The organism is Streptomyces sp. NBC_01261, assembly GCF_036226385.1.
Classification (GTDB): domain Bacteria; phylum Actinomycetota; class Actinomycetes; order Streptomycetales; family Streptomycetaceae; genus Streptomyces.
Genome location: NZ_CP108463.1, coordinates 3,586,395 through 3,603,849 on the forward strand (window position 1 = coordinate 3,586,395; position 17,455 = coordinate 3,603,849).

Annotated in this window: 15 protein-coding genes; 4 read left to right on the plus strand and 11 right to left on the minus strand. The window is 71.4% G+C overall.

The window, feature by feature from the left end; all coding sequences use genetic code 11:
- Positions 1-62: 62 nt before the first annotated feature.
- From OG226_RS15290 to rimP, 9 genes are all read right to left on the minus strand, one after another.
- Positions 63-1,022 (minus strand): bifunctional riboflavin kinase/FAD synthetase, encoded by a 960-nt coding sequence (locus OG226_RS15290; RefSeq protein WP_329349231.1) that lies wholly within the window; start codon positions 1,020-1,022, stop codon positions 63-65.
- 171 nt (positions 1,023-1,193) lie between these two features.
- Positions 1,194-4,871 carry a trypsin-like peptidase domain-containing protein gene (locus OG226_RS15295; protein WP_443066888.1) on the minus strand — a complete coding sequence of 1,226 codons (3,678 nt, stop codon included), beginning with the start codon at positions 4,869-4,871 and terminating at the stop codon, positions 1,194-1,196.
- Between the two features lie 291 nt (positions 4,872-5,162).
- On the minus strand, positions 5,163-6,068 hold the full coding sequence (truB, locus tag OG226_RS15300; RefSeq protein ID WP_329349233.1) for a tRNA pseudouridine(55) synthase TruB: 906 nt from the start codon (positions 6,066-6,068) through the stop codon (positions 5,163-5,165).
- Positions 6,065-6,520, minus strand: coding sequence for a 30S ribosome-binding factor RbfA (gene rbfA, locus OG226_RS15305; protein ID WP_019064766.1), 456 nt, complete (start codon positions 6,518-6,520; stop codon positions 6,065-6,067). Before rbfA ends, truB begins: the two co-directional genes overlap by 4 nt.
- An 88-nt stretch (positions 6,521-6,608) precedes the next feature.
- A complete protein-coding gene (locus OG226_RS15310; RefSeq protein ID WP_328678215.1) occupies positions 6,609-6,902 on the minus strand; it encodes a DUF503 domain-containing protein in 294 nt (97 codons plus the stop codon).
- A 136-nt stretch (positions 6,903-7,038) separates the two neighbouring features.
- Positions 7,039-10,230, minus strand: a complete 3,192-nt coding sequence (gene infB, locus OG226_RS15315; RefSeq protein WP_328678217.1) for a translation initiation factor IF-2 — start codon at positions 10,228-10,230, stop codon at positions 7,039-7,041.
- A 146-nt stretch (positions 10,231-10,376) separates the two neighbouring features.
- Positions 10,377-10,655 (minus strand): YlxR family protein, encoded by a 279-nt coding sequence (locus tag OG226_RS15320; RefSeq protein WP_328678218.1) that lies wholly within the window; start codon positions 10,653-10,655, stop codon positions 10,377-10,379.
- Between the two features lie 90 nt (positions 10,656-10,745).
- Positions 10,746-11,744, minus strand: coding sequence for a transcription termination factor NusA (nusA, locus tag OG226_RS15325; RefSeq protein ID WP_033284955.1), 999 nt, complete (start codon positions 11,742-11,744; stop codon positions 10,746-10,748).
- A 2-nt stretch (positions 11,745-11,746) separates the two neighbouring features.
- On the minus strand, positions 11,747-12,289 hold the full coding sequence (rimP, locus tag OG226_RS15330; RefSeq protein WP_329349234.1) for a ribosome maturation factor RimP: 543 nt from the start codon (positions 12,287-12,289) through the stop codon (positions 11,747-11,749).
- Between the two features lie 217 nt (positions 12,290-12,506).
- Between rimP and OG226_RS15335 the strand changes: the two genes are divergently transcribed.
- Genes OG226_RS15335 through OG226_RS15345 form a run of 3 tightly spaced genes read left to right on the plus strand, consistent with a single transcriptional unit; the run spans position 12,507 to position 14,440 of the window.
- The gene (locus OG226_RS15335) at positions 12,507-13,031 is read left to right on the plus strand and encodes a hypothetical protein (protein WP_328678225.1); all 525 of its coding nucleotides are present in this window, start codon (positions 12,507-12,509) and stop codon (positions 13,029-13,031) included.
- Complete coding sequence (locus OG226_RS15340; protein WP_328678227.1) at positions 13,028-13,495, plus strand: ferritin-like domain-containing protein; 468 nt, start codon at positions 13,028-13,030, stop codon at positions 13,493-13,495. The genes OG226_RS15335 and OG226_RS15340 overlap by 4 nt, the downstream gene beginning before the upstream one ends.
- A gap of 51 nt (positions 13,496-13,546) precedes the next feature.
- Positions 13,547-14,440, plus strand: coding sequence for an aminoglycoside phosphotransferase family protein (locus OG226_RS15345; protein ID WP_329349235.1), 894 nt, complete (start codon positions 13,547-13,549; stop codon positions 14,438-14,440).
- 328 nt (positions 14,441-14,768) lie between these two features.
- Here the strand turns inward: OG226_RS15345 and OG226_RS15350 are convergent, their stop codons facing one another.
- Entirely contained in the window at positions 14,769-15,989 is a 1,221-nt protein-coding gene (locus OG226_RS15350) for a M20 metallopeptidase family protein (protein WP_329349236.1), read from the minus strand.
- 84 nt (positions 15,990-16,073) lie between these two features.
- Here OG226_RS15350 and OG226_RS15355 point away from each other — a divergent pair, with 84 nt between their 5' ends.
- Positions 16,074-17,174 (plus strand): Lrp/AsnC family transcriptional regulator, encoded by a 1,101-nt coding sequence (locus OG226_RS15355; RefSeq protein WP_329349237.1) that lies wholly within the window; start codon positions 16,074-16,076, stop codon positions 17,172-17,174.
- 70 nt (positions 17,175-17,244) lie between these two features.
- Here the strand turns inward: OG226_RS15355 and OG226_RS15360 are convergent, their stop codons facing one another.
- A complete protein-coding gene (locus OG226_RS15360) occupies positions 17,245-17,454 on the minus strand; it encodes a ferredoxin (RefSeq protein ID WP_329349238.1) in 210 nt (69 codons plus the stop codon).
- Position 17,455 lies beyond the last annotated feature (1 nt).

A 17,455-nucleotide genomic window follows, 5' to 3' on the forward strand; every position in this document is an offset into this window, starting at 1 on the left:
ACGAAGGGCGGCCGGTACCCGTGGGTACCGGCCGCCCTTCGGCGTCGTAGAAACGAAATCAGCTACCCGGCGGCGTCCGTGTCCGCCGAGATCAGCTCCCGGCAGCGCTTCACGTCCTGCGCGATCTGCTCCAGCAGGCCCTCCAGCGAGTCGAACTTCGCCTGACCGCGCACGAAGGCGAGGAAGTCGACGGCGACATGCAGGCCGTACAGGTCGAGGCCGACGCGGTCGATCGCGTACGCCTCCACCGTGCGCTCGGTGCCGTCGAACTGAGGGTTCGTGCCGACCGAGATCGCGGCCGGCATGGCCTCGCCCTGAACGTGGAGGTAACCGGCGTAGACGCCGTCCGCCGGGATCGCCGTGTGGGGCAAGGTCTCGACGTTGGCTGTCGGGAAGCCCATTTCGCGACCGCGCTGGGCGCCGCGCACGACGACGCCCTCCACCCGGTGCGGGCGGCCGAGAATCTCGCGGGCGCCCTCGACGTCGCCTTCGGCGACCAGCCGCCTGGTCAGTGTGGAGGAGAAGGGCTCACCACCGCCCGCCGCACCGCTCACGTAAAGATCCACCACCTCTACCTCGAAGTCGTATGTCCTGCCCTGCTCGATCAGGAAGGCCACATTGCCCGCGGCCTTGTGGCCGAAGCGGAAGTTGGGGCCCTCGACGACCGCTTTCGCGTGCAGTTTGTCCACCAGGACCTTGACCACGAAGTCGGCCGGGGACAGTTTCGAGAACTCTTTGGTGAACGGCAGGATCAGCACCGCGTCCACCCCCAGCTCGGCCATCAGTTCGGCCCGGCGGTGGTGCGGGGCGAGCAGCGGGGGGTGGCTGCCGGGGCGCACGACCTCGCTGGGGTGCGGGTCGAAGGTGACGACGACCGAGGGAACGCCCAGCTCACGGGCGTGCTCCACGGCATGCCGGATGATCAGCTGGTGTCCGCGGTGGACCCCGTCATAAGAACCGATGGTGACGACACTGCGCCCCCAGTCCTCAGGGATGTCCTCCAAGCCACGCCAGCGCTGCACTGTGACCGCTCCTCATCGAACCCGTGTCCGTATGTAGACCTGATTGTCTTTGACAGTCGAAGAAAGCCCGAGAAAGTCAAAGACCTCATGCGCAGGTCTAAGGGTGCCATGCCAGGCACCTCCGTCCGGCATCGGCCTGGAGGCTGTGACCGGGCGCACGTGCCGAGGCCGCTATGCGGGAACCCTCACCCCGGCCAGGTTCTCGATCATGCGCCGCGTGCCGGGTCCGACCACCGCCGCCCAGTCCTCCGGGGTGTCGGCCAGCCAGCGGGCCATCAGGGCGGCGAAGCCGGGCACGTGGCGGCCCAGGTCGACGAGCCCGCGGTCGAAACGGGTCGCGCCCGCGGGGGTACGGACGAGCAGCCGGCCGGTGCGGTGGACGAGGTCGCGGATCTCGTCGTCGTCACGGCGGCCGGCCGTGTGCAGGAGGGCGTCCAGTACGGCGGGGTCGTGCTCGTGCGTGAGCAGGAACTCCAGGAGTTCACGGCGCAGGGGTCGGGAGATCGGGGTGCCGGGGGCGGCGAGCACGGGCGCGAGGGCGATCCGTACCGACGCCGGGCCACCGCTCAGGAGGCCGGTGACCAGGGGGAACAGCAGGACGCCGGCGGTGGGGCCGTGGTCGAGGCAGCGGTCGACGTAGACGCCGAGGTACGCGGCCGTCTCCGGCCACCGTACGGCGGTCTCGCGCACCAGGGCGGCGGCCCGGCGGGCGAGGGCCGGGGTCGTGACGTCGGCGAGCGTACGGACGGCCTCGCTCGCGTGCGGTCCGTGCAGGCGGGCGCGGAAGGCCTCCAGGACCGGTTCGGGGTGCGTGGTCAGGGCGGCGGCCAGCGCGCTCGGCGGGAATTGGGGATCGCCGGACGCGAAGTGCCGTAGCGCCTGCGGGAGATGGCGGGTGCGGGTGCGCGAATCGCGGACGAGGAGGGCGAGCGCGCCGCCGTGCAGGGTGGAGTCGGCGGGGCGGGCCAGGAGGAACTCGGCCGCGTGGCGCAGGAGTTCACGGTCTGCCTCGGTGCGTACGTGCTGGGCGGCCCGCAGTCCGTACGCCACCGCCGCCACCCTGCGCGCCGGCCGCTCGTCGTGCGCCCACCGGTCCACCGCCCGGCACACGGCCGACGGCTCCTCCTCGGCGAGTACGGCGAGGAGTTCGTCGGCCCGCCCGTGCGCACAGCCGACGAGCACCTCCGTCAGATCGTCCAGCGCCCGCCGCCGATGCGTGTGCAGCAGGGCCTGCGCGGCCGTCGCCACGGTCGCCTCCGGCGTCGCGGGCAACGACCGCTCGTCGTCGAACCACCGGGTCAGCAGCGGCTGTACGACGGCGGGGTCGGCGGCGAGCAACTCGGCGGCGGTGTCCAGGAATCGGGGCGGAACGCCGTCCTGCGGGGGCCCGTCGGTGAGCACGAGCCGCCGTAGCAGATCGAACCGCTCGGCCTCCGGCAGGCGCAGCGTGGTCCAGAACTCCGGCGTGAATTCCCCTGGCCCGGCGGCCTGTTGCTGCCTCCGCGTCACCAACTGGTCGGCCAGCAGCCGCAATGCCCCGGTGTACGGCGTGGCATCGGGCACCCTTCGCAGCACCTCGGCGAGCAGGTGTGCGGCCCACCAGGAGTCCGGGTCGGCGTTCAGGGCGTCCGCCAACTCCTCAAGCCGTAGGGCCAGTTGGTGGGTGCCGTGTTGCCGGGCGAGGAGCAGCAGGGCCTGTACGACGGGGCCGATGCGGTGGTGCGGTACGGGGAGCGGATGCCCGGTGTGCGGGGTTCTGGACCGGTGGACCAGCGCCCGCAGGGCCTCGTCGAGGTCGAGGTGCGTGCCCTGGATCCAGTCGGCCAACTCCTCGTGGGCGAACCGGTATCCGGTCCCGGCCGGCACGAGCAGCCCCTCGGTGAGCACGGCGGACGCCCACCCGCTGCCACCGCCGAGCCGCGCCGGTGCGGGACCCCACGGGAACACCGCCTCGAACGACTCCCGGTCCAACTCCCCCTGCCCCGGGCCGAGACTCCGCCGCGCCGCTTCGTGCACCTGCCCGGACACCTTGGCGGCGAGCCGTCGTACGGCGGTGCCGCGCAGCCCGTTCTCGGCGGCGAGCCGGACCGCGATCCGCAGGCACATGAGGTCGAGGTGGGCGGCGAACACGTCGTCCCGGTCGAGCGGGGCGCCAGGTGCGGCGGGCAGCGCGGCGAGCACCTCGGAGAGGAGTCGCAGGGCGAGGGGATGCCGGGCATCGGCTTCGGCAAGGACACCGTCCGGAACGCCGTAGGCTGCGCGGGCTCGGCGGGCTTCGTCCGGGCCGAGGTCTCCAAGGTGAACGCATACCGGCGGAACCGCCCTGGGGACTGCGCCCCCAGACCCCCCATCGGCCTGAACGGCCTCGTCCTCAGACGCCGGACGGGCCGAGTTGTGCGGGCCTGCACCCTTGAGCCCGGGTACCCCAGAATCAAACCCCCCGTACCGCAACTCCCCCGAAAACCCCGCCCCTTCCCAGTACTCCGCCCGACATCCCACCACCAACCGCGCCCCGCTCTCCCGCAACCACTCACCCGTCCCCCGGGTCCACTCGCCCAGCCGATGCGCGAGCACGGGCGGCATCTCCTCAGGCCCGTCGAGCAGCAGCAGCAAGGGCCGCCCGGCGTCCCGGGCAACCCGCGCCAGCCGCTCGGGGCCGACATCGCCGAGGTCGTCGAGGTCACCGGAGTCCCCCGGAGGCGAGACCGACGTGGCGACGATCCGTGCCGCCCGCTCCACCGTCCTACGTACCGCATCCGCCACCGACGCATCCCCGTCCCGCAGATCGGCCCCGCGCAACCACAGCGTGGGAGCCGGTTCCGCACCCCCGTTGCGCCGCGCGGCGAGCGCCGCGAGTTCCGTCGTACGGCCACTGCCCGGCGCTCCGACGAGGCCCAGCACGACGGCCGGACTCTCGACGAACGCGGCGAACTGCCTTACCAGCGACAGTCGTTCAACGGGCTCCACCACACACGAACCGTCGCCGTCACGGCCGGGACCGACGAACCCCGCGAGCGCCCCCGGTGGGCCGTCCGAGCCCACCGACGTGGCCGTGAGTTCCAGGACTCCCGCCAGATTGAGGTCGGCGCCGTACGCGGGCACGGTCGCGGAGTTCCGTGCGAGGAGGTCACCCAACGGGCCCTCCCCACCGTCCACTTGGCGCAACGGCACCGCGAACCCCGTGTCCCGTTGGCCGGACTGCAACGCGGTGCCGAGGACACCGATCACCGCGCCGGTCACCGCGTCGAGGACCGGGCCCCCGGCCGCTCCCCCGCCCAGCCGCAGCGCATCCCGCCCCGCCGTACCGATCGCCAACTCCAGGGCGTCGTCGAGGAGATGGAAGCGGTCGGTAGCCGTATACGTCACGGAGGTCGCGCCCAGGAGGCGGGCCTCGCGCCAGCGGTCGGCGGCCACGCGGACGTAGGTGCCGGTCTCGACGCGGTCCCGGACCGTGACGGGGAGCGGGTCGACGCCGAGGCCCTCGGTGCGGACGAGAGCGAGGTCGAGGGCGGGCAGCGGGGTCACCGCGTCGGCGGTCACGAGGCAGGTGCGGTCGCCGGCGGCGTGCAGGACGAGGCGGGGCAGTCCGTCGACCGCCTCGTGGCTGGTGATCACCGTGCCGTGGTGGTCGGCGACGAAACCGGTGCCGCGCGGGCGCCCGGCGAGGTCGCGGATGCGCACCAAGGACCCGTCACCGACAGCGAAGGCAGCACCGGCCCCGTCAGTAGCAGGCGGCGCGGCATCGATCACCTCGCCGACAGCGGACGCGGCGCCCCGCGTTGACCGCTCCGCCCGTGCGTCTCCCCGCGTCCGACGGCCGCCGCCCGTCCGCGGGCCACGTCCCGCCATGGTCGAACCTCCCCGCCGTACCCGTGCCCTGTGTTCGACGGTAGGCGTGGCGTGATCAGCGGGACAGATCGCGTGGTGAACGCGCCCCCTTCCGCTCCCTCGGTTCACTCCGAGCGCCTGCCCGGACGGGTGAATAGAAGCGGAGGGTTGGATACACCCTAGGGGTGGGGGAACCGAGGGGGGACCGTGGAGCGGCGGGAACGTAGACCCCGTGACCGCCGCTCCACGGGCGGGACTTGAGGCCCCGCCCCCGCCCTGAGCCTGTCTTCGGCCCTACCCCCGGAGGGACTCTCAGGCGAAGACCGCGAGGCTCTTCGCCTTGCCCTTCTGTTCCTCCACGAGCGCCAGGAAGCGGCCCTCGGGATCGAAGACGCCGACCGCGCCGGCGCCCGTGTACTCCTCGGGGATGTCCAGGCGGACGCCGTTGAGGAGCAGCTTCGCCCGACGGGAGTCCACGGACCAGCGCGGGAACGCGGCTTCCGCGGCCTCGGCGATCGGCATCACGGTCAGCTCCTCCTGGAGCTGGTCCAGGGTCCTCGCCGTGTCCAGCTTGTACGGGCCGACGCGGGTGCGGCGGAGAGCGGTCAGGTGACCGCCCACGCCGAGGTCGTCGCCCAGGTCGCGGGCCAGGGCCCGGATGTACGTGCCGGACGAGCAGACCACCGAGACCACCAGGTCCAGGACGGGGGTGCCGTCCTCGGCGACGGCGTCCCGGACGTCGTAGACCGCGAAGGAGGAGATGGTGACGGGGCGGGCGGGGATCTCGAAGTCCTCGCCGTCGCGGGCCCGTTTGTACGAGCGCACGCCCTTGATCTTGATGGCGCTGACCTTGGACGGGACCTGCATGATCTGACCGCTGAGCTTGGCGATCCCGGCGTCGACGGCGTCCCGGGTGACCTTCGAGGCGTCTGTCGACCCCGTGATCTCGCCCTCTGCGTCGTCGGTCAGGGTGCTCTGGCCCAGGCGGATCGTGCCCAGGTACTCCTTCTCCGTGAGGGCGAGATGCCCCAGGAGCTTGGTCGCCTTCTCGACTCCCAGGACGAGTACGCCCGTTGCCATGGGGTCGAGGGTGCCTGCGTGCCCGACGCGGCGGGTGCGGGCGATGCCGCGCATCTTGGCGACCACGTCGTGCGAGGTGAAGCCCGACGGCTTGTCCACGATGACAAGGCCGTCGGGCGTCGGGGTTTTCTCGGTCATTCGGCGGTGTCGTCCTCGTCGTCGTCCTCGTCGTCCGGCTTCTTGTACGGGTCCGCGTCACCCGCGTACGCGGCGCCCGCCGAGACCTCGCGTACCTTCTCGTCGGACTGCCGTGCCTTGTCGAGGAGGTCCTCGATGGTCTTGGCGGTGTCCGGGAGGGCGTCCGCGACGAAGGTGAGGGTCGGCGTGAACTTCACGCCCGCCGCGGCGCCCACCGCGGAACGGAGCACGCCCTTGGCGCTCTCCAGTCCGGCAGCCGCCTCGGCCCGCGCCTCGTCGTCCCCGTACACCGTGTAGAAGACGGTCGCCTCCCGCAGGTCACCCGTCACCCGGGTGTCCGTGATGGTGACGTGCGTGCCGAGCCGCGGATCCTTGATCCCGCGCTGCAGCTTCTTGGCCACCACCTCTCGGATGAGGTCCGCCAGCCTCTTGGCACGCGCGTTGTCGGCCACTGGTCCGTCTCCTTAGTAACTACGTCTTGCTGCAACTACGTCTTGCCGCTTGCTTCGGTCTTCGTCCGGCTTCAGTCTTCGTCCGGCTTCAGTCTTCGTCGCCGTGGAGTCTGCGTCGAACGGAGAGCAGTTCCACCTCGGGCCGCGCGGCGACGAGTCGCTCGCAGCGGTCCAGTACGTCGGTGAGGTGTCCCGTGTCCCCGGAGACCACCGCGAGCCCGATCTCGGCCCTGCGATGGAGGTCCTGACTGCCCGTCTCGGCCGCACTCACCGCGTACTTGCGCTGGAGTTCGGCCACGATCGGACGGACGAGAGAGCGTTTCTCCTTCAGCGAGTGGACGTCGCCGAGGAGCAGGTCGAAGGACAGAGTCCCCACATACATGTGTGTCCGGATGTCCCGCCGGTTCGGGGTATGGGCGCCGGTCTCGGACGCCGATACAGGAACCGTACACGCAACGGCCGGGGCCGATCGACGGAAATTCTCTCCGCCGACCGGCCCCGATCGCGTGCTGTGTCGATCAGCCGCGAGGCTTCTCGCGCATCTCGTACGTCGCGATGACGTCGTCGACCTTGATGTCGTTGAAGTTGCCGAGGTTGATACCGCCCTCGAACCCTTCGCGGATCTCGGTGACGTCGTCCTTGAAGCGACGCAGACCGGAGATGTTGAGGCTCTCCGCGATGACCTTGCCGTCGCGGACGAGGCGCGCCTTGGTGTTGCGCTTGACCTCTCCGGAGCGGACCAGGACACCGGCGATGTTGCCCAGCTTGGACGACTTGAAGACCTCGCGGATCTCCGCCGTGCCGAGCTCGACCTCCTCGTACTCCGGCTTGAGCATGCCCTTCAGGGCCGCCTCGATCTCCTCGATGGCCTGGTAGATCACCGAGTAGTACCGGACGTCGACGCCCTCGCGCTCCGCCATCTGCGCCGCGCGGCCCGCGGCGCGGACGTTGAAGCCGATGACGATCGCGTCGGAGCCGGTCGCCAGGTCGATGTCCGACTCGGTGACCGCACCCACGCCGCGGTGCAGGACGCGGATGTCGACCTCTTCGCCGACGTCGAGCTGGAGCAGCGAGGACTCGAGAGCCTCCACCGAACCGGACGCGTCGCCCTTGATGATGAGGTTGAGTTCCTGCACCAGACCGGCCTTGAGGGCCTCGTCCAGGTTCTCCAGGGAGAACCGGACACCACGCCGGGCGAAGTTGGCGTTGCGCTCGCGCGCCGCCCGCTTCTCGGCGATCTGACGTGCCGTGCGGTCCTCGTCGACGACGAGGAAGTTGTCGCCGGCGCCCGGGACGTTGGTGAGTCCGAGGACGAGGACCGGGGTCGAGGGACCCGCCTCTTCCACGTTGTCGCCCTTGTCGTCGAGCATCGCGCGGACACGGCCGTAGGCGTCGCCGACCACCATGGTGTCGCCGACCCGCAGGGTGCCGCGCTGGACCAGGACGGTCGCGACGGCGCCGCGGCCCTTGTCCAGGTGGGACTCGATCGCGATGCCCTGCGCGTCCTGCTCCGGGTTGGCCCGCAGGTCGAGCGAGGCGTCCGCGGTGAGGACCACGGCCTCCAGCAGGCTCTCGATGTTGAGGCCCTGCTTGGCGGAGATGTCGACGAACATGGTGTCGCCGCCGTACTCCTCGGCCACCAGACCGAACTCGGTGAGCTGACCGCGCACCTTGGTCGGGTCGGCACCTTCGACGTCGATCTTGTTGACCGCGACCACGATCGGCACGTCGGCCGCCTTGGCGTGGTTCAACGCTTCGATCGTCTGGGGCATCACACCGTCGTTGGCCGCCACCACGAGGATCGCGATGTCGGTCGACTTGGCACCGCGGGCACGCATGGCGGTGAACGCCTCGTGGCCCGGGGTGTCGATGAAGGTGATGCGACGCTCTTCGCCGTTGACCTCGGTGGCGACCTGGTACGCACCGATGTGCTGCGTGATACCGCCGGCCTCGCCCGCGATGACGTTCGTCTTGCGGATGGTGTCCAGCAGTCGGGTCTTACCGTGGTCGACGTGACCCATGACGGTCACGACCGGCGGACGCGCGACGAGGAACTCCTCGCCACCCTCGTCCTCGCCGAACTCGATGTCGAAGGACTCCAGGAGCTCGCGGTCCTCCTCCTCCGGGCTGACGATCTCCAGGACGAAGTTCATCTCGTCCGCGAGGAGCTTCAGCGTCTCGTCGGAGACGGACTGCGTGGCAGTGACCATCTCGCCGAGGTTCATCATCACGCCGACGAGCGACGCCGGGTTGGCGTTGATCTTCTCGGCGAAGTCGGTGAGGGACGCACCGCGCGACAGACGGACGGACTGTCCGTTGCCACGAGGCAGCATCACACCGCCGACCGACGGGGCCTGCATGGCCTCGTACTCCTGGCGCCTCTGCCGCTTCGACTTGCGACCGCGACGCGCGGGACCACCGGGACGACCGAAGGCGCCCTGTGTGCCACCGCGGCCACCCGGACCACCGGGACGGCCACCGAAGCCGGGACGGCCACCGCCGCCACCGGCGGGAGCACCCGGACGGCCGGCGAAACCGCCGCCACCGCCACCGGGACCCGCGGGACGACCGGCGAAACCGCCACCGCCGCCACCCGGACGACCGGCGAAGCCGCCGCCGCCACCGGGACGACCGCCGCCACCGCCACCGGGACCACCGGGACGACCGCCGCCGGCACCGGGACCGCGGCCACCGGGGCCGCCACCGGGACGGGGGCTGCCCGCAGCGGGACGCTGCGGCATCATGCCGGGGTTCGGACGGTTGCCACCGGGGCCACCGCCGGGACGCGGAGCGCCGCCCTGCGGGCGGGGCATGCCGCCCGGGCTCGGACGCGCGCCGCCGGGAGCACCCGGACGGGCACCGCCCGAGGCGCCCTGGGGACGGGGACCGCCCTGGCCGGCACCCTGCGGACGCGGAGCGCCACCGGGAGCACCGGGACGGTCCGAGCCGCCGTGGCCTGCGGCCGGTCGGGGTGCACCGGGACGGGGAGCCCCGGGGCGCGCCATGCCGGTGGAACCACCGGAGGTGAACGGGTTGTTGCCCGGACGGGGACCGGCCGGACGAGCACCGGGACGCGCGCCCGGACCGCCCTGGCCACCCGGACGCGGAGCGCCGGGACGGTCGCCGCGGTCACTGCGCTCGGGACGGTCGCCACGACCCTGACCACCCTGGCCGGGACCGGCCGGACGGGCACCGCCCGGACGGGGAGCCTGGCTCGCCGGACGCGGGGCGCCCGGACGCGGGGCAGAACTGGAACCGCCGTTGGAGGCAGGGGCGGCGGGTGCCGCCGGAGCCGCCGGAGGGGCGGTGAACTCGGGCGTGGTCGGCGCCGGCGAGGCCGGAGCCGGACGCGGCGCGGGCCGCGGACCCGGACGAGGACCACCGGCGGAGGCCGGTGCGGCGGGCGCGGCCGGGGCTGCGGGAGCCTCGGCGGCACTCTCGGCGACGGCCGGCTTCGGGGCCGGCGGGCGCGGGGCGGCAGGACCCGGACGGGCACCCTGCGCCGGAGAGGGGGCAGCCTTGCGTGCGGGGGCGGGCTTGCCGCCTCCGTTGCCCTGCTGGAGGGCGTCTGTCAGCTTGCGTACAACGGGCGCCTCGATCGTCGAGGACGCCGAACGGACGAATTCACCGAGTTCTTGGAGCTTGGCCATGACGACCTTGCTCTCCACCCCGAACTCCTTGGCGAGTTCGTATACCCGGACCTTAGCCACTTCGCTCCTTTTAGGTCCGGGTGCGTCCGGACCGTCGCTACTTCATGGGCGTACTCATCGCGTGCTCATCGAGTGCTCATCGCAATCTCGACCTACTTCCAACTCGCGGAATACCGGGCCGCACGGAGGTTCCGTACGACTCGCTCTTACTGTGTCGCCTGCTCGACGTAGAGACGCAACGCCTTTGTGTCGAGCGTTCCCTGGGCACGCAGCGCCCGTGGGAACGCCCGGCGGCGTACCGCCAGGTCGAGACAGACCAGGGCGGGGTGCAGATACGCGCCCCGGCCGGGCAGCGTACCGCGATGATCGGGAGCGCATTCGCCCTCGACCGCCACGATGCGCAGCAGTTCCTTCTTGGCCGCTCGCTCCCGGCACCCCACACAGGTGCGTTCAGGGCATGCGCGGGCTCGCGTCCGGCCAGACACTGCTAAGTCTACCTCCCCGCACCGACCCCACCCCTCCGGGGGAAGAATCGAACGGTTGTTGTCGTGATCTAAGCCACTCGCGGCCGAGATCTATTCCCCTGCCTGGTCGGACGGCTGTTCGGTGTCCGGACGGATGTCGATGCGCCACCCCGTCAGCCGGGCCGCGAGCCGGGCATTCTGCCCTTCCTTGCCGATCGCCAGGGACAGCTGGTAGTCCGGCACCGTCACGCGCGCGGAGCGGGCCGCGAGGTCCACCACCTCGACCTTGGAGACCCGTGCCGGGGAGAGCGCGTTGGCGACCATCTCGGCCGGGTCGTCCGACCAGTCGACGATGTCGATCTTCTCGCCGCTCAGCTCGCCCATCACCGCGCGCACCCGGCCACCCATGGGGCCGATGCAGGCGCCCTTGGCGTTCAGGCCGCTGCGGGTGGAGCGGACGGCGATCTTCGTACGGTGGCCGGCCTCGCGCGCGATGGCGGCGATCTCCACCGACCCGTCGGCGATCTCCGGCACCTCCATGGCGAACAGTTTCTTCACCAGATTGGGATGCGTACGGGACAGCGTCACGGACGGACCGCGCACGCCCTTCGCCACCCGGACGACGTACGACCGAAGGCGCATGCCGTGCGGGTACGTCTCGCCGGGGACCTGCTCCTGCACCGGCAGGATGGCCTCCAGCTTGCCGATGTCGACGAGCACGTTCTTCGGGTCGCGGCCCTGCTGGACGACTCCGGTGACGATGTCGCCCTCGCGGCCCGCGTACTCGCCGAGCGTCGCGTCGTCCTGCGCGTCCCGCAGGCGCTGCAGGATGACCTGCTTGGCGGTGGTGGCGGCGATCCGGCCGAAGTCGGACGGGGTGTCGTCGAACTCGCGCGCCTCCTGCCCCTCCTCCAGGTCCTCGGGGTCCTCCTTCGCCCACACGGTCACATGACCGGTCTCCCGGTCGAGCTTCACGCGCGCGTGGCGGCGGCTTCCCTCGGTGCGGTGGTAGGCGATGAGGAGCGCCGACTCGATCGCCTCGACCAGCAGGTCGAAGGAGATCTCCTTCTCCCGCACCAAGCCCCGCAGGGCACTCATGTCGATGTCCACGGCTACGCCTCCTCTGCGTTCTCTTCGTTGTCTGTGGTGTCCGTGACGTCTTCGACGTCGTCGTTCTTGTTCTTGCGGTTGAACTCGACCTGGACGCGGGCCTTGACGACGTCCGCGAAGGCGAGCCGCCTGGCGGTGGGCTTGCGCCCCTTCACGCCGGGCACTTCCACATCGATGCCGTCGTCGTCCACGGTGATGATCCGGGCGACCAGCTCACCGCTCTCGGTCAGCTGGAACTTCACCAGCCGGTCGGTGGCGCGTACGTAGTGACGGTGTTCGGTGAGTTCGCGCTCGGCGCCGGGGGTCCCGACCTCCAGGGTGTACTCGCCCGCGCCCATCGCGTCGGTCTCGTCGAGCTTCGCCGAGAGCGCGCGGCTCACATCGGCGATCTGGTCCAGATCGGCGCCGGTGTCCGAATCGACGACCACGCGCAGCACCCGCTTGCGTCCCACCGAGTCCACCGCGACCTCTTCGAGATCGAGTCCCTGGGAGCCGACGAGCGGTTCCAGCAGTTCTCGCAGCCTCTCGCTCTGGGTCGTGCTCATCCGGGTGACTCCTCGGCCGCGTGTGCTGTTGTGGGTAGGGCGCGTGTCTGCACAAAGGGTATCCGGTCCAGAGGTGTGTTGCCGTCCACCTGCGGATGGACCGGTGCCGGTGACTGCCGTCAGGCGTACGCGCGGGTACCGTGATCACGGGCGTGCCGCCCTTCCCGTCTTTTCGCCCGCCTTTTCGTTCGTACGAGCCCCCCGAGGACGATCTGCCGTGCCGTTCCCCCCGCCCTCGCGCACCCTTCTGGGACCGCGCAGAAGGAGCCTGCTCGCCTCGGCCGCCGGAGCCGCCCTCCTGGTGGGCTGTTCCACCGACGGGGACGACTCCGGGACCACGGGTGGCAGCGAGTCCGCCGCCGAACACGCACGCGCGCGTGCGGCCACCGACAGCGCGACCCTCCTCCAGCGCTACGACGCGGCACTCGCCGCGCACCCGACGCTGGCGGACCGCCTGGACCCGCTGCGCGCGGAGGTCGTACGGCACGCGGCGGCCTTCGGGGGCGGAAGCGGCGGCTCTACGGCTTCTTCCTCGCCGTCGGCATCGGCTTCCGCGTCGTCCGCCCCCGTTGCGGCGACCCCTGGCGATGCCCTGGCCGATCTGGCCACCGCCGAGCGGGCCCTCGCCGACCGGCGGGCCAAGGCGCTGCTCGACCTGCCCGGAGAACTGGCCCGGCTGCTGGCCTCGGTGGCCGCCGCAGGAGCCGCGCACGCGTATCTGCTGACGGAGGGTGCCAAGTGAGCAGCGAGGAGAAGGCCGCGGAACTGACCGCGCTGCAGGCCGCGTTGGCCGCCGAGCACGCGGCGGTGTACGGCTACGGCGTCGTCGGCGGCCGCATCCGCGAGGGCCGGCGCCAGGAGGCCAAGGCGGCCTACGACGCCCACCGGGCCCGGCGCGACGCGCTGGTCCGCGAGGTGCGGGACCTGGGCGGCAAGCCCGTGGCCGCGTCCGCCGCGTACGCGCTGCCCTTCCCGGTACCGGACTCGGCGGCGGCCGTGGAACTCGCCGCGGAGCTGGAGGACCGGGTGGCCGGGGTCTACTCCGACCTCGTGCGGGCCTCGACGGACGGGGTGCGCGGTACGGCCACGGAGGCGCTGCGGGAAGCGGCGGTCCGCGCGGTGCGGTGGCGCGGCGGGAGCGTACCCTTCCCTGGTCTCGCCGAGCGGGCCGCGACCCCCACGGCCTCGGCGACACCCACGGCGTGATCCGCACCGGGACGCAAGACCGCAGGACCGTAGGAAGGGAACAACTCGCGCATGGCTTTCGAACCGCCGCGGCGTCTGGTGAGGGCGCTCGGGGAGACGGCACCGAGCGGTGACGACTGGTTGGAGAAGCTGCCCGAGGTGGCTCAACAGGCCGTTGATCTACGCGAGTTGACTGTGGAGCGGGTGCAGGTTCCCGGTGGGCGCAGCAGTGTGGTCCTGCTGGTGCGGCGGGCTGATGGGACTCCGGCCGTGTTGAAACTGGCCCCGCGTCGGGCCCGCCCGGAGAGCGAGCGGGCCGCGCTTGCCAGGTGGGGCGGACTGGGTGCCGTGCAGCTCGTCGAGCCGTTCGCCGCCGAGGGTGTGCTGGTGCTGGAGCGGTTGCATCCTGATGTGTCGGTGCGGTCGTTGCCCGAGGCGAAGGCGTTGCTGGAGGCGGCGGGGACCTTGCGGCGGTTGTGGGTGGAGCCGCCCGGGGATCACGCGTTTGAGACTGTGGCCGAGCGGACGGGGCGGCAGGCTCGGGTCATGCGGGACAGCGGTGGGGATGAGGTTGCCTCGTTGGTCTCGGCGGCGTTGGAGGCCCGGGAGGCGTTGTTGGCTGCGCCGCCTGAGGTTCGGTTGCTGCATGGGACGTTTCGGCAGAGCAAGGTGCTTGCGGCTGAGCGGGTGCCGTGGCTTGCCGTGGGGCCGGATCCGGTCGTGGGTGAGTGTGCGTTTGATCTGGCTCGGTTGGTGCGGGATCGGGTTGAGGATCTGATCGCCACACCCTCGGGGGCTTCCACAACTCGGCGGAGGGTCAAGCGACTTGCCGAGTCCTTGGATGTGGATCAGGAGCGGTTGCGGGGGTGGACGTTGTTCCGGGCGGTGGAGTCCGGAGTGCGGGCACTGCGCGTGGGGCGGCCTCGGGATGCCGAGTTGTTGCTGGAATTTGCCGGGTGGCTGTAGGTCGCGTTTTGTCCACGGGTGCGTGAGGGCTGGGTGCGCGTGCCTCGGCCACCAGAATGTCGAGTTCCGCCGGGGTGAACTGGCTGTGGCGGGGGCCGCGAGGGTCAGGACGATCAGGTTCGCGGCCAGGCCGATCAGTCCCACGTTGACGTTGCCCGCCAGGTCCGTGTTCCACAACGTCGGCCAGATGACGGTCGGTTCGCCCACGAACAGGCCCGCCAGGACGGGGACCTTGCCCACCGGGCGGCGGGTCAGGAAGCCGGGGGCGGGGGCGAGTTGGGCTGTGCCGCGAGCGCGGGCCTGGCGGGGATCAGGTGGTAGCGGCGTACTACGCCTCCTTGGCAGGGGAGTTGAGCCGGTCCAGTCGGCGGACGGCGAGTTCGGCGAGCAGGGCGGAGCCGTCGGAGACGACGCTGTCGTCGAAGGCGGCGAGCGGGGAGTGGTTGGCGGGTGCGGTCTCCGGGTCGCCGGTGGTGTCGGCGCCGAGGAAGACGAAGGCGCCCGGCACCCGGTCCAGGACCCGGGAGAAGTCCTCCGAGCCGGTGATCGGGTCGGCCAGCGGTGCGAAGCGCTCCTCGTCGAAGGCCTCGCGGACGGTGTCGGCGAGGAAGTCGTACTCGGCGACGTGGTTGACCGTGACCGGGTACTCGGGCACGAAGTCGACCTCGGCGGTGAGGCCGTGGGCCGTCGCGATGTCCTCGCAGAGGCGGACGGCGACCTCGGCGACGCGTTCGGCGGCGGCCGGGGTGAAGGTGCGCACGGTCGCCTCGAAGACGGCGTCGTCCGGGATGATGTTGCGCCGGGTGCCCGCGTGGAAGGTGCCGACGGTGACCACGACCGGGTCGAAGACGTCGAAGCGCCGGGTCACCATCGTCTGCAGGGCGGTGACCATCTCGCAGGCCGCCGGCACCGGGTCCAGCGCGGCGTGCGGCCGCGACCCGTGCCCGCCGGCTCCTACGACCCGTACGTGCAGGCCCGCCGAGGCCGCCATCAGGGTGCCGGGGCGGGAGGCGAAGACGCCGGTGGGGTACGACGACGAGCTGACGTGCAGCCCGTAGGCCGCGTCGACCGGGCGGCCCGCCGCCGCCAGGACTCCCTCCTCGACCATGTGCCCGGCGCCGTCCCAGCCCTCCTCCCCCGGCTGGAACATGAACACCACGTCCCCGGCGAGGAGTTCGCGCCGGTCGGCGAGCAGCCGGGCGGCGCCGACGAGTCCGGCGGTGTGCAGGTCGTGGCCGCAGGCGTGCATGGCGCCGTCGATCCGGGAGGTGAACTCCGCGCCGGTGCGCTCGGTGACCGGCAGCCCGTCCATGTCTCCGCGCAGCAGTACGACGGGGCCGCCGGGCCCGGTTCCGCCGCCGCGCAGGACCGCCGTCACGGAGGACAGTGACGCGCCCGTGCTGATCTCCAGCGGCAGTCCGTCCAGGGCGGCCAGCACCTTCTCCTGGGTACGCGGCAGGTGCAGGCCGATCTCCGGTTCCTGGTGCAACGCCCTTCGCAGGAAGGCCAGTTCGCCCTGAAGCTCATGTGCGTCGTCTCTCAGCGTCATCCCGATCCCCTCGTAGGTCACTCCCGCGACTCCAGGACGCTGCCCAGCCGGACGGGTTCTCGTGCGTCGGGCGCCGTACGGACCGTGGTTCTGGTCGGCATTGATGAGAGGGCGGTGCATCAGCGCAGGGATCTTTGGAGAGATCCGCCGTACAACGGCCGTCAATCCGAGGGATTCACCATGCTGTCCGAATCCGATCTCGCTCTGGTCAACGCGTTGCAGCTCCGGCCGCGTGCTCCCTGGTCACTGATCGGCAGAGCACTCGGGGTCGGGCCGGTGACGGTGGCGCGGCACTGGGAGCGGTTGGTCGAGCGGCGGGAGGCGTGGCTGACCGCCTATCCCGGCGCGGCGGTCGGTGAACAGTTGGCGTTCGCGTTCGTGCAGGTGGACTGCGCGCCGGGTGAGGCGATGCGGGTGGCGCGGACGGTGGCCGGTGACGCGCAGCTGACTGCCGTCGATTATGTGGCGGGGCCCTGCGATCTGGTGCTGCATCTGGTGGCGGCGAGCCTGGAGGGGGTGTCTCGGTATGTCGTCGAGCGGGTCTCGGGGCTGCGGGGGGTGGTGGGGACGCGGACGTTGGTGGCGCCGCGGATGTACGCGGAGGGGAGTCGGTGGCAGGTGCGGGCGATCTCGCGTGAGCAGCGGGGGTTGTCGACGGCTGCGGAGCCGTCGCCGTCACCGGGGATGTCACCTCGGTTCGGGGAGTTGGATCGGGATCTGTTGCTTGCGCTGGGGGAGAACGCGCGTGCCTCGTATGCGGAGTTGGCTTCGCGGCTGGGGGTCGGCGCGAGTACCGTCCGGCGGCGTTTGGGGGCGGCGCTCGCGGGTGGGGTGATTCGGTTGCGGTGTGAGGTCGCTCGGTCTCTTTCGCCCGCGCCGGTGACGATGTTGTTGTGGTTGCGGGTGCCGCCGGATCAGTTGGAGCGGGCGGCTCGGACGCTCGGGCGGTTTCCTGAGGTACGGATGTGTGCGGCGGTCAGTGGGGCGGCGAATTTGTTGGTCGGGGTGTGGTTGCGGTCTGTGGGGGATGCGGTGGGGTTGGAGAGCGAGATGGTGGCCAAGTCGTCTCGGATGGAGATCGTGGATCGGGCGGTGACGTTGCGGCCGGTGAAGTCGGGTGGGTGTTTGTTGGATGAGCGGGGGCGGCTTGAGGGGCGGGTGGCTATGGATCTTTGGGGCGGTTGAGCTCCGGGGGGGGTCCGTCGCATTCGGGCTGCGGGTTCGTTGTGGCTGGTCGCGCAGTTCCCCGCGCCCCTCAGGGAGTTGCCCTGGCCGTGAGTTTTAGAGCTAGGACGGGACAGTCGGAAGCCGCGCGGCGGGCGCGTTTCGTCGTGCGGGGCGGTATGGGCGCTCCGTCCACCAAGGGGTAGCCCCATTCGTCCAGGGTGATGTGGTCCGGGAGCAGCTCGGCGCACAAGCCATGGCCCTGGCACGCGGTCCAGTCGATGTCGATCTTCTGGTCCATG

Bases quoted from the DNA above. Each gene is read 5' to 3' on its own strand.
- OG226_RS15345 (WP_329349235.1), top strand. From the start codon at position 13,547: ATGGCTTTCGAACCGCCGCGGCGTCTGGTGAGGGCGCTCGGGGAGACG.
- OG226_RS15350 (WP_329349236.1), bottom strand. From the start codon at position 15,989: ATGACGCTGAGAGACGACGCACATGAGCTTCAGGGCGAACTGGCCTTC.
- truB (WP_329349233.1), bottom strand. From the start codon at position 6,068: ATGACCGAGAAAACCCCGACGCCCGACGGCCTTGTCATCGTGGACAAG.
- OG226_RS15360 (WP_329349238.1), bottom strand. From the start codon at position 17,454: ATGGACCAGAAGATCGACATCGACTGGACCGCGTGCCAGGGCCATGGC.
- rimP (WP_329349234.1), bottom strand. From the start codon at position 12,289: ATGAGCACGACCCAGAGCGAGAGGCTGCGAGAACTGCTGGAACCGCTC.
- OG226_RS15310 (WP_328678215.1), bottom strand. From the start codon at position 6,902: ATGTATGTGGGGACTCTGTCCTTCGACCTGCTCCTCGGCGACGTCCAC.
- OG226_RS15295 (WP_443066888.1), bottom strand. From the start codon at position 4,871: ATGGCGGGACGTGGCCCGCGGACGGGCGGCGGCCGTCGGACGCGGGGA.